At 59.4% G+C, this 12006-nt stretch carries 18 protein-coding genes and 1 pseudogene; 1 reads left to right on the forward strand and 18 read right to left on the reverse strand.

Annotated features, from left to right (window positions below):
- Window positions 1–52 precede the first annotated feature (52 nt).
- Genes P3S72_RS09225 through P3S72_RS09255 form a run of 7 tightly spaced genes read right to left on the reverse strand, consistent with a single transcriptional unit; the run spans window position 53 to window position 5275 of the window.
- The gene (locus P3S72_RS09225) at window positions 53–448 is read right to left on the reverse strand and encodes a DUF1353 domain-containing protein (protein ID WP_276197075.1); all 396 of its coding nucleotides are present in this window, start codon (window positions 446–448) and stop codon (window positions 53–55) included.
- On the reverse strand, window positions 445–954 hold the full coding sequence (locus P3S72_RS09230; protein ID WP_276197076.1) for a DUF4376 domain-containing protein: 510 nt from the start codon (window positions 952–954) through the stop codon (window positions 445–447). The genes P3S72_RS09225 and P3S72_RS09230 overlap by 4 nt, the downstream gene beginning before the upstream one ends.
- Window positions 951–2840 (reverse strand): phage tail protein, encoded by a 1890-nt coding sequence (locus P3S72_RS09235; RefSeq protein WP_276197077.1) that lies wholly within the window; start codon window positions 2838–2840, stop codon window positions 951–953. The genes P3S72_RS09230 and P3S72_RS09235 overlap by 4 nt, the downstream gene beginning before the upstream one ends.
- Window positions 2837–3454 (reverse strand): phage tail protein I, encoded by a 618-nt coding sequence (locus P3S72_RS09240; protein WP_276197078.1) that lies wholly within the window; start codon window positions 3452–3454, stop codon window positions 2837–2839. Before P3S72_RS09240 ends, P3S72_RS09235 begins: the two co-directional genes overlap by 4 nt.
- Window positions 3454–4365 (reverse strand): baseplate J/gp47 family protein, encoded by a 912-nt coding sequence (locus P3S72_RS09245; protein WP_276197079.1) that lies wholly within the window; start codon window positions 4363–4365, stop codon window positions 3454–3456. The genes P3S72_RS09240 and P3S72_RS09245 overlap by 1 nt, the downstream gene beginning before the upstream one ends.
- Window positions 4362–4706: a GPW/gp25 family protein gene (locus tag P3S72_RS09250; protein WP_141605797.1), complete on the reverse strand. Its 345-nt coding sequence runs from the start codon at window positions 4704–4706 to the stop codon at window positions 4362–4364. The genes P3S72_RS09245 and P3S72_RS09250 overlap by 4 nt, the downstream gene beginning before the upstream one ends.
- Window positions 4703–5275, reverse strand: a complete 573-nt coding sequence (locus P3S72_RS09255; protein WP_276197080.1) for a phage baseplate assembly protein V — start codon at window positions 5273–5275, stop codon at window positions 4703–4705. The genes P3S72_RS09250 and P3S72_RS09255 overlap by 4 nt, the downstream gene beginning before the upstream one ends.
- 135 nt (window positions 5276–5410) lie before the next feature.
- Between P3S72_RS09255 and P3S72_RS09260 the strand changes: the two genes are divergently transcribed.
- Window positions 5411–6628 (forward strand): hypothetical protein, encoded by a 1218-nt coding sequence (locus P3S72_RS09260; protein WP_276197081.1) that lies wholly within the window; start codon window positions 5411–5413, stop codon window positions 6626–6628.
- Here the strand turns inward: P3S72_RS09260 and P3S72_RS09265 are convergent.
- The 11 genes and pseudogenes from P3S72_RS09265 to P3S72_RS09315 form a co-directional block, all read right to left on the reverse strand.
- The gene (locus tag P3S72_RS09265; RefSeq protein WP_276197082.1) at window positions 6625–7089 is read right to left on the reverse strand and encodes a phage virion morphogenesis protein; all 465 of its coding nucleotides are present in this window, start codon (window positions 7087–7089) and stop codon (window positions 6625–6627) included. The genes P3S72_RS09260 and P3S72_RS09265 overlap by 4 nt on opposite strands.
- Complete coding sequence (locus P3S72_RS09270) at window positions 7079–7561, reverse strand: phage tail protein (RefSeq protein WP_276197083.1); 483 nt, start codon at window positions 7559–7561, stop codon at window positions 7079–7081. Before P3S72_RS09270 ends, P3S72_RS09265 begins: the two co-directional genes overlap by 11 nt.
- Window positions 7558–7815 carry an Rz1-like lysis system protein LysC gene (lysC, locus tag P3S72_RS09275; RefSeq protein ID WP_276197084.1) on the reverse strand — a complete coding sequence of 86 codons (258 nt, stop codon included), beginning with the start codon at window positions 7813–7815 and terminating at the stop codon, window positions 7558–7560. The genes P3S72_RS09270 and lysC overlap by 4 nt, the downstream gene beginning before the upstream one ends.
- Window positions 7736–8101 (reverse strand): annotated as a pseudogene (locus P3S72_RS09280) (LysB family phage lysis regulatory protein); the annotation flags it as partial. The pseudogene P3S72_RS09280 and the gene lysC, both read right to left, overlap by 80 nt.
- Window positions 8098–8301, reverse strand: coding sequence for a hypothetical protein (locus tag P3S72_RS09285; RefSeq protein ID WP_276197085.1), 204 nt, complete (start codon window positions 8299–8301; stop codon window positions 8098–8100). The gene P3S72_RS09285 and the pseudogene P3S72_RS09280, both read right to left, overlap by 4 nt.
- Window positions 8298–9140: an N-acetylmuramidase family protein gene (locus tag P3S72_RS09290; RefSeq protein WP_276197086.1), complete on the reverse strand. Its 843-nt coding sequence runs from the start codon at window positions 9138–9140 to the stop codon at window positions 8298–8300. The genes P3S72_RS09285 and P3S72_RS09290 overlap by 4 nt, the downstream gene beginning before the upstream one ends.
- The gene (locus tag P3S72_RS09295; RefSeq protein ID WP_174630454.1) at window positions 9137–9460 is read right to left on the reverse strand and encodes a phage holin, lambda family; all 324 of its coding nucleotides are present in this window, start codon (window positions 9458–9460) and stop codon (window positions 9137–9139) included. Before P3S72_RS09295 ends, P3S72_RS09290 begins: the two co-directional genes overlap by 4 nt.
- 45 nt (window positions 9461–9505) lie before the next feature.
- Window positions 9506–9718: a tail protein X gene (locus tag P3S72_RS09300; protein ID WP_276197087.1), complete on the reverse strand. Its 213-nt coding sequence runs from the start codon at window positions 9716–9718 to the stop codon at window positions 9506–9508.
- Entirely contained in the window at window positions 9718–10179 is a 462-nt protein-coding gene (locus P3S72_RS09305) for a head completion/stabilization protein (protein WP_079443113.1), read from the reverse strand. The genes P3S72_RS09300 and P3S72_RS09305 overlap by 1 nt, the downstream gene beginning before the upstream one ends.
- A gap of 102 nt (window positions 10180–10281) precedes the next feature.
- On the reverse strand, window positions 10282–10983 hold the full coding sequence (locus P3S72_RS09310) for a terminase endonuclease subunit (protein WP_253398031.1): 702 nt from the start codon (window positions 10981–10983) through the stop codon (window positions 10282–10284).
- A gap of 3 nt (window positions 10984–10986) precedes the next feature.
- Complete coding sequence (locus P3S72_RS09315; RefSeq protein WP_276197088.1) at window positions 10987–11994, reverse strand: phage major capsid protein, P2 family; 1008 nt, start codon at window positions 11992–11994, stop codon at window positions 10987–10989.
- Window positions 11995–12006: the final 12 nt, after the last annotated feature.

The raw sequence follows: 12006 nt of genomic DNA on the forward strand, positions 1-12006 counted from the left end.
GCTGCCGCGCGCGCGCCGGATGGGCGAGCGCGGGGACTTGTAGGAGAGGGAGTTACAGGTGGCAGATGATCAGGCGGGGGGTGAGCTTGTAGCGTTTGGCGCCGCCAATGCGAACCCCGACCCAGAACAGCCAGGCCCGCCAGCGTGCGATCCCTTCGGCGCGCAAACCTCGGTACAACACGTCGTCGGCCTGTTTGCGGGTGAGCGGGCCGGTGGTGTAGAGCCAGTCGTGCACGGTGGCCGCGTAATTGCCGTAGCCGGCGAGCAGGGCGTACAGCACGAACAGGAAGATGTTGTGCAGGAAGCGGATGCTGGCGAAGTCGGTTCTGAAACCAGCCGGAACAGTGATCAGGCCGTGGTCATCATCTTGTAGCGACAGCTCCGCCAGCAGGGTGCGGTCCCACTTGCCGTCCTGTTCGGTTTTCAATGTGTTTAGGAATTTGCTCACACTGGCCACCACTCGTCGTCAGTGTAGTTCGCTGGAATAACAGGCATGTCCTTGAGTGTTCGGCCGGCCTTGATCATGTCGTCTTTGCGCTGCGCTGCGGCCTTGCCGAAAGCAATGACCGTCTGAGCATCCATAGGGATACGACTGTTGTCTGCCGCAATCCAATCGAAGTCCACGTCAGGATTGGACCAGCGTAGGTTTCCTGGCTGTGCGTTATTCAGAATAACCGCCATGAACGCCAGTTGGGCGGCGCCAGTGATGTTTTCCCTGTCGGCTGATCTGAACTGGAACAGCACATTATCGAACGTGATACCGATGTCGATTCGCCGGTCTCGCTCCACGTCAACCGATGCCCAGCTCACGTCGCTATTGGGTTGAGGAAGTAGGGTAGAGAAAACTTCGATCGCAGGATCGGGATAGGTCTTTGAAACGTCATCGGCGTCTGGCTTAGGGCCGTCTACTACACGCCAACCTTGACCGTCAGTTCTGATAGCGAAACCGCTCATAGATTATCCTCGTAGCCGTAAGCTGCTAGCACGCCGGTTGAATCGTTACAGGCGAAACTGATGTTCGAAGTTTCCAGGTGAATAACCCCGGAAGAGTTCATGTTTTGAGCAGCCGCATTTGCTGTAACTGTCAAGCTCAGAGGCGGCGGATTTGTCGTTGAAGCATAGCCGCCGTAGGAACTATTAGGAGCCGCTACAGCTCCCAATCCGGAGTTTGAAACATGGATTCCGACATACAAGGAAATTGCACTTGGTGGCGCAAAGTTAGCCCATGGAATTGGAACCCACGTTGTTGTGTTTGGATGGCCATTCACACCGCTAGCCATAATTCGAGCAGTCGGCACGTTACTGCCCGCAGCCACCTTCCAAGTCGCCTTATTACCCGAATATGTACAGCCCAGTGGCCATTTATTTGTGGCATCGGTGAAAATCCAGCAGACCCGGCAATACCGATATGTGACATTTGGAACTGTTGGAGCTGTCGCCGACTCAGACAGCATCCCCCTCAGCGTACCGTCCTCTGGACTGTAAATAGCCCAAACGCTGTACCACTTGTTCGCCGCAATCACCCCAGCATCCAGGCCGCCAACACCTTGGACTGCTGTGGACACTTGGAACGTCGCGTTTCTAAGCCTTGAGTGCACGCCTGATGCACTCTGCAGCACCAACTGGTCGGCGGTGACGGTCACGTATTGATCAAACCCGGTGGTCAGCACCCTGAGTTTGCTTCTCGCACCGCGAACAGATGGGGCTGCAACCGCCGTCTTGAGTGGAGTCATGATGCAGCTGTCATCTGTACCTTCGCTAGCCATCGCTGTACCTGCAATTTTCGCGATCCCAGCAATGGCAGTTGTTGCCTGAATTACTCGTTTTGTAATGGCTTGCCAGACACGTAAAACGGTCATCGGCTTAGTGTTGTCTTGATCCGACTCCGCTTCAGCCTCGGCCTGCGTTGGGACTTCAATGCCGTAGTTCGCCAGGCTGGTCGGGTTGGTACCCGCAATGACGCGTCCGTATTTGTCCACGGTTATGCTGCGATAGGTTCCGGTGTTCACGCCCGTGCGTCCTGCGACCATTTCGAACGCTAGGGCGGTGGTGCCTAGGACAATCGGCGCATCCGTCACCAACTGCCAGACGCTGTCGCTATTGAGCGTGCCTTTTTCAACGCTGACGAACAGCCCCGGCGTCACCTCGACGCTCGTGTCCGCATCCTGCGCTCGCTTCCACGCACCCGATGCGGGTACGACGTAGATGCCGTTGTCTTTGGCCTGTGCTTGATCTTTCACCAGCACGCGGGCACCAGCTGTCAGCATTTCACCGTCGATGGCCTGGATGCCGTTCAGCACGATGTTTGCCGTAGTGGCCACCAGCACCGAGTGCTTGAAGTCCAACTTCGCGATAGCTTCCATAACCGAGGTGTCGACGTACTCGCGAGTTGCCAAGACGACGCTCGGATCAATCTTCAACTCAATATTGGCCGTGCTGCTGACGATTAGGTTGATCCGAATCACCTGGGTTCGGCCGGAGCCCTGTGCCAGCAGCGACTTGTAGGTGGGGGCGCAGTTAGCGACCGCAACCATGTCGCCATCCGCGTCGTAAAGCGCCAATTCACGCACCCACCAACCGCCGACGCTTTCTGGAATGATCTGCTCGGCGATGATCACACTGGCATTACTCGGGTCCACCTTCACCTGATTCAGTGGTGCACGACGGCGCTCGTTGATCAGCTTGGTCTGGGTGCGGCTGGGGATTGGGTCTGTGCCGTTGGCATCCCCCACGGCCATCTGCGCAAAGGTCCAGGACGTGCCGAGGGCAGAGGCGTTGGCCTGTTTGGCTTCGCCGACGGCGGTGAGGATCGCGAAGAACTGGGTGTTTTGATCGGTCATGAGTAGATGTCCATCGTGTCGATATGGTGTTCGCGGCCACCGATGCGGTACACGCCGCTGACGTCGATATCGCGCTGGGTCGGTGGGTAAACGCTGAGTTCGTCGCCTTCGTAAACGCACGCACCGATGAACACGGTGCCGGTGCATTCCAGGCTGATTGCCAGGCCGGTCAGTGGGCGGGTGAGCGGCTTGGCGTCATCGATCAGCCAAGTCAGCTCCAGGTACATTTCTTCGGTGATGCCGGTATCCAGTACGCCGATTTTCAAGGCGAAGGTGCCTGGCACGCCTTCCGGCACCGTCTGCCACCACTCCATCACTTCGATCAGGTAACCCAACGGCTCGACCACGCGGCGCAGGGCGCCGATGGTGCCTTTGTGCGCATGGATGTAGCGGGATGAACGGATTGCAGCGCGCTTGGTGGCTTCGCTCCAGTTGCCGTCCCAGCGATCGACGGAGAAGGCCCAGGCCAGGTAGGGCAGGGCCACCACCGGGCAGGTGTTCGGGTTGCACAGCTGCCGCAGCGGGATAGGTACGCGCTTGATCTCCGCAAGGGCCTTCGCCGCCAGGCTCTCAAGCGATGTGGAGTTTTTCGGTAGCAGCTGCTGGGCGCCCATTACTCGGCACCCCGCGTGATGGTGACGCTGGTGCAGTAGGGCGCCTGGGCCTTGGTGGCGACGATATCGACCCAGTTTTCCAGCTCGACCTTGCGCACGCCCTCGACGAACAGCGCGGCGTGCAGGGCAGATTCCGACACTTCCATTGCCAGGCGTCGGCGTTGGTGGACGTAGGCCAGTAAGCGTTGCTCAGCCGCAGCAAGGATCGGTTCCGACTCGGGGCCACTGGTCAGCAGGTACAGCTTGGCTTTGACCTGGTAACTGATGATCTCCGCGCCCTGGACGGTCAGGCGGTCGGCCACGGGGCGGCGGTCATCGTCGCTCAGGTACTTTTGGACAACGGCGACCAGGTCGGGAGACGCGGTGCCGTCGCCGAGCAGGGCCTGCACGGTGACCACTGCCACGGCGGGTGATGGGCTTTCAGCGGTCGCATCAGCAACGCGGCCATCAGCCCCACGGGCATGGAAAATGTAGCTCTGCCGCGGGCCGGCGGTGCTCAGCCCCTCCCAGGCCATTTGCGCCCGCTCACGCAAACTGTCGTCGCCTTCCATGATCCGCGCCACAGGCGGTACGGACACGGGCTTGGCTTCCTGAACCACCAGGCGCGGGACGTTGAAGTTGCCCGCCAATTGGTCCAAGTCGGGGCCTTTGGCAAAGGCCAGCAGGTTCGCCATGGACGCCTCATTCACCCGCTGACGCCAGATGGTTTCGCGGTAGGCGTTCTCCTGCAGCAGCTTTGCCAGGGGCTCCGATTCCATGTCGAGGCGCGTGGCAATCTGTTCCTGTTCCTCGATCGGCCACAGGCTGATCATGTAGGCCTTGCGCTCGGCCAGGATCAATTCGAAATCGATCTGCTCGACGATCTGCGGCGCCGGGAGTTGGCTGAGGTCAATTGCGGCAAAGGAATTCATACGCTTCCCCCCAGTTGCAGCGGCAGGCTCAGGCTCAAGGGTTCATTGGTGTCGACGACGGAGCCCTCCAGCTCGAGCACGGACTGCCCTTGCAGGTTCGCGCCGAGGAACTGCACGCGACTGAGGCTGATACGGGTCTCCCAACGCATCAACGCCATGACTGTGCCCGCGTAAACGCGCAGGCGCGTGGCGTCATTGAAGGGATGGTCTACCAGTTCAGGCAGCAGGCTGCCGTATTCGCGGCGCATCACACGGGTGCCAATGCGCGTGGTAAGGATGTCCGTGATGCTCTGGCCTATGTGGTCCAGATCGCTGATGGTTGCGCCGGTTTCTCGGTTCATTCTGGTATCCCCGTCTTCGCGCTGCCCACCAGCACGCCGCCGTGCAGGTGCTTGACCAGGCTGATAGTGGCCGCCACCACGTCTTCGGAGACCGTCACCAGGCCGACCACGTTCTGGTTGCCGGTTTGGTTGTAATCGCCCTGGTGATTGATGGGGCCGATGATGTTGATCCCGCCCTTGCTGACCAGGCTGGTGGTACCGCTTTCGGGCAGGGTGGCGTTCAGGTGATGGGCGACGCTGTCGTACTCGATCACCGCGCCGTCGGCGTAGGTGCGACGGTGCAGGCCGGGGCGATTACCGTTGGCGGGGATGTGGTCGCTGAACAGGCCGGTTACGACGATGCCGTTTGCGAGCTGGCCGGATGGGCTAAAAAGGATCACTTGTTCGTCGACGGTGGGCGGGTCCCATTCGCGGTCATAGCCAGCGCGCAGGGCCAGCCATGGCAGCCAGGCGGTGGTCAGTGTTCCGGTTTTTACCTGCACGCGCGGGGGCTCCATCTGCACGGCGGCGATGACGCCGAAGCGGATGAGGTTTTCGAGCATACGGGAGAGGGCGGCGAAGTCGTTCATGGCGCCGATGGTGGCGTCGCGCGTGCGTGGCCGCAGTAACTTAGGCTTGTAAGTGCGGGGGTTACAGGTGAAGCGATGTGCGTTAGTGTGGCTATTGCAAGTCTTACCTAAGTGAACTTCAAAGGAGTGAATAAGATGCTTTCAATTCGTTATCCGAGCGTTATGCATACGGTGAAGGAATTACCAATTGGGCTGTGGCCTATTACGATTAAGGCTGACTCAATTCCCAAGTTGATTGTGAAGACTTCGAAAGAGGCGATCCTAACAGCGAAGGTGCGTCAGGGTTTTTTGATTTATCTAGTTCCATATGAGCTGAAGGGTTTTAAATCTGTCGGGTTTCTTGCGAGTTTTTTTGATGATCCTCAACATCCGTATACTACGGGGGGTGGTTTGATAAAAGAGTTGTCCGGCAGAGAGCTTTCGAAGCTATTTCTATCCCCGAAAGTAGATGTGCATTTTTTTGATGAGGTTGGCAGGGAGATGTTGTCCTATAGAGCAACATTTAAAGCGACTAAAGATCATCGCGATGCTCTTCGAAGCGCCATCCTACCTAGCGCGGTGAATCTAAACCAGGCTGAGATACTAAGGTCGTTAACAGAATGGTTTAAACTAAGTGGTCCCAAGGATGATGAGCGTGCGATAAATGTTACTTTTGACGAGCCATTGATGCCTGAAGATATTATCTATTTCGATATGCGCCCTGAAAACCATAGTTATCATGGTAGTCCTGGTTTTAGCTCGTTCACGCTAGAGCGTGAGGTACCAGGGCTTCCACAAGAATTAGAAATTATCTCGCTGCTTGAGCGGACGTTTAAGTCCAATGAGATTTATTTGGCACCGAAGCGGACGTATGATAAAGAAGAGATGGTTGATATTCTTGTCGTAACAGAAAAGAGCGTGCTTTTGATTCAGGCGAAGGATAATCAAAATCTTGAAAGTAATGTGAATAAAACGATAGAGAGGAAAAAATCGGCGGCAGTCAAAGCTTTGAAGTCGGGAGTTGGGCAAGTTAAGGGTGCAATATCTTATTTGCGAAGAGCCTCGCCTTTTGTCGTAATTATAGACGGTCGGGAGGTTGAGGTTGATGTGGAAGGAAAGAAGGTGTATGGACTTGTTGTAGTGAAGGAGCTTTTTGATGATAGTTACGAATCATATACGCCTCAGATGATTGAGCTGTACAAAAAAACTGAGGTGCCTTGCATTCCATTATCCTATGGTGAGCTTCACAACTACACTCGGTTTATTCATGGAGATGATGAGTTTTTTAAAGCTTTTATGAAGGTGTTTGAACATGGTCTAGATACTGGCGCTTTCTTGAGGTTACGGGTTCATCCAAAAGGAGCTGTGGTTTAATTTGATGCTGCTAGATGCTTCAGTAGCTCGTCGCGGATCAAGTCAAGATCTCCTTCGGTGAAGCCAAGCACTTCTCGCTCCTCGTAGCGCACTTCGGGAGCACCACGCACCGCACGATCCTTCAAACCGTACTGGTGAACCCTGGCAATCCGGGCAATGCGCCCGGAAAATCCGACTGTCACAGCGTTGCTGTCGCCTCGGACCTTCAGGTATGACGCAGTCCGCAGCTTCTTGAACATCGCCAGCTTCCGACGAATACGCCCCTGCTTCCCGCGCAGGTTCCGCTGCTTACGAGGCGCAAATTTGCTCCCATCCGGGTTTTCCTGCGCAATTACTCGTTTTTGCTGACTGCGTCGCAGCTCCTGTCCAATGTTCCGGGCGAGTTTGCTGCGCTCCCCTGGCTCCAGCCGATCCAGCAGCACCGCCGCCCAGGTCTCCAGCGCTTCTAGGTTATTTGCCATCAGGCACTATCCATTCACTGGTATTGCCCTGGGCTCCAGGCTTCCAGTTCGGGTCGAGGTAGCCCGCCACGTATTGTGGTTCGTTCGGGTGCTTCACGGTGGTGTTGCCCTGGTCATCCCTTCCGACCACCACCCGCTCTGTCAGCGGCAGGGTTATGCTGAGGTCCACCTTGTTCTTGTCGAGTATGTCGGCTTCGAACTGGATGCCGTTCTTGACCTTGTCGAGGCTCTCCAGCAGCTCGGATTGGTTGACGCTGAGCCAGCCAAGGATCGGTAAGATCACGCTGTCGGGGTGGCCGGCGAACTCGGTGAGGATGATCTGCAGGTCAAAGCTGTATTCAAACGACAGGGTGTGTGCGGCGGTGCAACGGACCTTGCCGTTGTCGATGAAGATCAGCAGGTGGTCGGGGTTGTGCTTGAACTCGGCAACGGTAGCTAAAAGGTGGGCGCGCAGGCTTTCCGGCTTGTTCATGGGTTGCCCTGCAGGTGTTTGTAGACCATGTCGACCTGAGCCGCGCAGTCGGCCCAGGCGGCTTCGGCGCGGTCTTCGTCGGTCAGTAGGTCACCGTTGTTGAGGGGGCTGGTCGCCGGCAGGTGGCACGGCACCACGGCCGGACAGCCAGTCACGGTAAGCTGCGGCGCCGGTGAGGGTGGGGCGCTCGCGCAACCGGCGAGCAGCGTCAGGCAGAGGCTGGTCAGCCCAGTTGCGTAGTTCGTCGTTTTCACGTTTCAGCTCCTCTATGGTTCGCTCGCGCTTCGCCAGGCCCAGGCGCAGTTGGTCCTGCTGGCTGCGCAGGAGACTCTGAGCATCACGCTCCTGCTTCAGGGTGTCGGTGAGGGTTTTGGCGGTGGCAAGGTTGCGGTGAGCGTCTTCGCGGGCAGTCTTGGCCGCAGCCTTTGCCAGTTCGGTTTTGCTTTCGGCGACGTCGATGCGTAGTTGCTGGCCCCAGATCAGCAGCGCCAGGGCGCCGAGCAGGGCGATTCCGTACAGCGCCTGGCGCAGGGTGCTCATGCGCGGTACCAGCCGAGTTTGTTCATGGCTGCGGAGTCGAGTTGCTTGATGGGGCCGCGCACGATCACTGCCCTGGCGCCGTTCATCAACTGGATGGCTTCGCCCAACAACTGCATGTCGTCCTGTTCGGTCGACTCCGGCACCACCAGTAAGTCACCGTCCTGCACCTGCAGTTTCTGCACCGCTTCGAAGTAGATCATGCCGCCACCTCTTGCCCGCAATCGCAGCCGGCGTGCCGCTCGTAGGCGCGCTGGAGCTTGGTGTCGTAGAGATTCCGCAGATAGTCCGGTCCGTTGTAGAGCTTGGCGAATTCGGCCCATTTGCGGGCTTTCAGGGCCTTGTGTAGCGCTGGGGCGGTCTCGATAAAGCGAGTGAAGGCGTCGAACTGCTGTGATTCGTCGGCACTCATCGCCGCCACGAAAGCCTGCACGCTGGCATAGCCGAGACGCTTCCAGTGAAAGCCCATGATCTGGAACGCGCCCCAGGACGCCGACTCCAGCGCGGCGGTGTCGTCGATCAAGCGGGCCATGGCCAGGCGCTGGTGTTCGGCGGTACCGCCGATGTATCCGCCGGGCTTTGGGTTGACCAGGGCAGGGTTGGCCGTGGCGAGCTGGTCGGCGTGACGCTTGAGTTCGGCCGTGTCGTCGCCTGCGTTTCGGGCCGTGGCGAGCTGGCGGTACATGATGTGCCGTTCGAACAGGATCACCGGCTTGCCGTTGTCGAGAAAGCCCTTGCCCTTGGATTCCACTTCGTTGACCGCGTAGATGGCCGCAAGCGGTACGCCGAGGCGTTCGGTAGCGGCCACCAGATCGTGGTTGTGTAACAGAGCGGCGCAGTCGCCACCGGCCAGGCTGGTCTGGGTCTTGGTGCCGGCGATGCCATCGGCTACCAGGCCGACTTTGACCTGATAGGCGCGGACAGCGGCTTCGGTGGTGTCGCCGTAATCACCGTCCGGCACGAGGTTGGCGCCGTGCCGGTTGAGGTTCTTTTGCAGGATCAGCACCGCTTGCGAGCGGTCGCCGTGGCGAAGAGTGGTCATAGCTGCTCCACCTTACGGTTGAAAAACCTCTTGGCGGCGGCGCGGGTACCTTCGACGCCGAGCAGACCGATTACACCGCCGAAGAACGGTGCTGTGGATGTCGGAATGCCAAGCAGGGCCAGGCCATGGCTCGCGGCCAGGGCCAGCGTGCCGCACAGCGGGGCCTCGATCAGCATGCGCCGGAGGGTGCCGCCGCCGTACATGATCCGCAGGGCCGCGATGATCAAGGCGAGGACTCCGGCGTACAGAGTCGGCCAGTTCTGTTCGAGCCAGGCGGCGAGCCAGGCCCAGGTGTCAGGACGTTCAGGCATGCGCTTCATTCCGTTGTCCAAGGTTGGTGGGTTCAAGGGCTTGGTGCTGCAGTGTCAGTCCCATAGGTTCACCATCTGCCGCTGGCGCGCGCTGGTTTGGGCTTCGGGCATGTTGACGACAAGGCCTTGCGGCAAGATGGGGCCGTGGTCGGCCAGGCCGGGGTTGGCTTCAAGCACGGCCTCGGTGACGCCAGCGGTGCGGCCGTAGTGCCGCCAGCAGAGGGCGTCGACGGTGTCGTTTTGATTGGCGCGGACGGCGACGGGCATCAGATCAGCTCCACGGTGGTGCGGGTGCGGCCGAGAAAGTCGCGCACCGCCCAACGCAGGTCGCGACGGTAGTCGTCGATGTTCGGGGTGAGTGCTTCCGCTTTGTCGCTGCCGGTGTTGGTCGCGCTGTAGTCGCGGTAACGCTCGCAGACTTCGGCGCCGGTTCCGGCCTCAATCGCGCGGCGGTAGAGGTGGACCTTTACCGACACGTCCTTGATGCGATCACCCGGCACCTCGGCCAGGGTGGTGTAGCCTGCGGCTTGTTGCGCGGCTCGCCATTCGCTCAGTTCGTTGTTCAGGTTGATTGCGGCGGCGATCACGGCGGTTTCCAGGCGGGCCGGGGTGACGCTGCCGTCGATGCGCAGGGTGGCGCGCAAGCCGTCCAGGTCAATCGACGGCCAGAACGGGTCGGTGTTGATATGGCCGCTGTCAACGGTGCCGCTGGCTACAAATGCGCTCATGACTGCACTCGAAAATAGGTCGCCGGTGGTCGGGGCTTCACGTTCAGGAGGAGCGGCCTGGCCGATCCGCCCCGAGCCGGCGGGCTGCGTGGGGACGCTCGGTTAGCTGCTGGGGGCAGCCTGTTTTTTCAGGAGGCGTTCGGCGCCGTCCAAATCCTTCTTGCCGCCGCAGCCGTCGTGCAGCTCGATGGCGCGTTTGAGCAGATCGATACCGGCTTGAATCTGCCCGGGCTGGCCTGGCTCTTCGGCGGTGATGCCATGCAAGGTCGCGCGGCCTGTTGCCAGGAACAGCTTGGCGCGGGCCTGATCGGGCATGTCCTCGGCTTCGGTCAGTTCGACGGTGCGGTGCAAGATGCTCAAGTCGAAACTGCCGTTGGCCTTCTGGGCTTTCAGCGCGGCGGTGGCAATTTCCTCGGCCACCAGGCAACCGGTGGTGCGCTCAAAACGGTCAGGCATGATCAGCTTGTGCTTGAGCACGTAGTCCGCAATATCCAGGGCGCCGCTGTAGTCCTCGACATCAATGCGCCAGACCATGACGGTGGTCATGACGTCGTCTTGGGCGCCGTTGCCGGCTTCAAGCACACCCTCGACATACGGGATGTACTCGGGCAGCAGTTGCAGCTTGAGCGCGGCCTTGCCTTCGTTGGACTGGATGGCTTTCAAGCGCAAGCGGTCCTGCAGCAACTGATTCAACTGATGCTCGTAGGCGGTCGCACCGGCCATAGACTGCTGCGGCGCCGTTTTGGCCGCCTCCATTGCCGCGCGAGCGCGGCGTTGGTGGGCTTGGGCGATGCTGAGTGCCATGGGTTAACCCTCGACCGGAGTGATGTTTTCCAGCAGGCAACCCAGGCCGTATTCCTCAACCACATAGGCCTCATTCGACGATTCGAAGTTGGAGACGCGGTTCCACTCCGGCTCTTCCTTGAGGTAGCGGCGACGGGCGCCGATCTGCCAGTACACCGACAGGTTGGCGAAGGTGGTGATGAGGATCGTGCCTTCGGGGATGTACGGCACCTCGTACAGCGGCAGGCCACCGACGCGGCGTTGCGAGATGATCAGGTCGCTTGCCAGGGTGTTGACGGAGTCCTGATCCTTGTTGACCAGAGCCAGGAACTTGTCGTGGACCAGCTCGCGGCCGGTCAGTACCACCAGGCCGGGGTTGCGGCGATACCACGGGTCCAGCAACTGGATGGCGTCATAGACCAGGGCGTCGATGTTTTTGAAATCGCCGGTTTTGCCAATGGTGATCTTGCCGGCGACGGCACCTTCCTTCAGCACGCGGTCGGGTGCGTGGGTGCGGTACTGCTGGAGCCAGCCGATGTTGACGTCTTCCAACAGCGGGTGCGCCGTGCGGTCGGTTTGCTCTGCGGCCGAAACGCCATAGAAACCAATCTGGATGCGGTCGAGCGCCTGGCGTTGAGCAATGGCGCTGGACAGGCGGGTTTGGAAGTCCGGGAACTTGGCCCAGGCGTCGAGCTGTTTGTAGCTGACGAAGGTGTCGAAGTCGGTTTGTTCGGCCTTGTACTTGTCGCTCGACAGGGTGCCGATGCTGCGCGGCTCACGTTTTTTGACGTTGGTGTTGGTACGGCTGGCAACGGTGCCGCCCACGCCCAGACCGACCTTTTCGCCTTCCTGCTCGTCGACGCCGATGACGTTAATTTTGGTCAGGAACTCGCTCGACTCCTGGATCTTGGTTTCCAAGCGCTGCTGGATGGTTGGGTCAACGCTGAACGTGGCGGTGGTCGATTCCACGCCGTTGAGTTGTGCGACCTGGCTGAGGTAGCCGGTGTAGAGTTTTCGAGTGTCGTTACGCATGGGTATCTCCGA

The sequence above is a fragment of the Pseudomonas sp. D3 genome (assembly GCF_029320995.1).
GTDB classification, from domain to species: Bacteria; Pseudomonadota; Gammaproteobacteria; order Pseudomonadales; family Pseudomonadaceae; genus Aquipseudomonas; species Aquipseudomonas paraveronii.

Bases quoted from the DNA above. Each gene is read 5' to 3' on its own strand.
- P3S72_RS09230 (WP_276197076.1), bottom strand. From the start codon at position 954: ATGAGCGGTTTCGCTATCAGAACTGACGGTCAAGGTTGGCGTGTAGTA.
- P3S72_RS09235 (WP_276197077.1), bottom strand. From the start codon at position 2,840: ATGACCGATCAAAACACCCAGTTCTTCGCGATCCTCACCGCCGTCGGC.
- P3S72_RS09240 (WP_276197078.1), bottom strand. From the start codon at position 3,454: ATGGGCGCCCAGCAGCTGCTACCGAAAAACTCCACATCGCTTGAGAGC.
- P3S72_RS09245 (WP_276197079.1), bottom strand. From the start codon at position 4,365: ATGAATTCCTTTGCCGCAATTGACCTCAGCCAACTCCCGGCGCCGCAG.
- P3S72_RS09250 (WP_141605797.1), bottom strand. From the start codon at position 4,706: ATGAACCGAGAAACCGGCGCAACCATCAGCGATCTGGACCACATAGGC.
- P3S72_RS09255 (WP_276197080.1), bottom strand. From the start codon at position 5,275: ATGAACGACTTCGCCGCCCTCTCCCGTATGCTCGAAAACCTCATCCGC.
- P3S72_RS09260 (WP_276197081.1), top strand. From the start codon at position 5,411: ATGCTTTCAATTCGTTATCCGAGCGTTATGCATACGGTGAAGGAATTA.
- P3S72_RS09265 (WP_276197082.1), bottom strand. From the start codon at position 7,089: ATGGCAAATAACCTAGAAGCGCTGGAGACCTGGGCGGCGGTGCTGCTG.
- P3S72_RS09270 (WP_276197083.1), bottom strand. From the start codon at position 7,561: ATGAACAAGCCGGAAAGCCTGCGCGCCCACCTTTTAGCTACCGTTGCC.
- P3S72_RS09285 (WP_276197085.1), bottom strand. From the start codon at position 8,301: ATGATCTACTTCGAAGCGGTGCAGAAACTGCAGGTGCAGGACGGTGAC.
- P3S72_RS09290 (WP_276197086.1), bottom strand. From the start codon at position 9,140: ATGACCACTCTTCGCCACGGCGACCGCTCGCAAGCGGTGCTGATCCTG.
- P3S72_RS09295 (WP_174630454.1), bottom strand. From the start codon at position 9,460: ATGAAGCGCATGCCTGAACGTCCTGACACCTGGGCCTGGCTCGCCGCC.
- P3S72_RS09300 (WP_276197087.1), bottom strand. From the start codon at position 9,718: ATGCCCGTCGCCGTCCGCGCCAATCAAAACGACACCGTCGACGCCCTC.
- P3S72_RS09305 (WP_079443113.1), bottom strand. From the start codon at position 10,179: ATGAGCGCATTTGTAGCCAGCGGCACCGTTGACAGCGGCCATATCAAC.
- P3S72_RS09310 (WP_253398031.1), bottom strand. From the start codon at position 10,983: ATGGCACTCAGCATCGCCCAAGCCCACCAACGCCGCGCTCGCGCGGCA.
- P3S72_RS09315 (WP_276197088.1), bottom strand. From the start codon at position 11,994: ATGCGTAACGACACTCGAAAACTCTACACCGGCTACCTCAGCCAGGTC.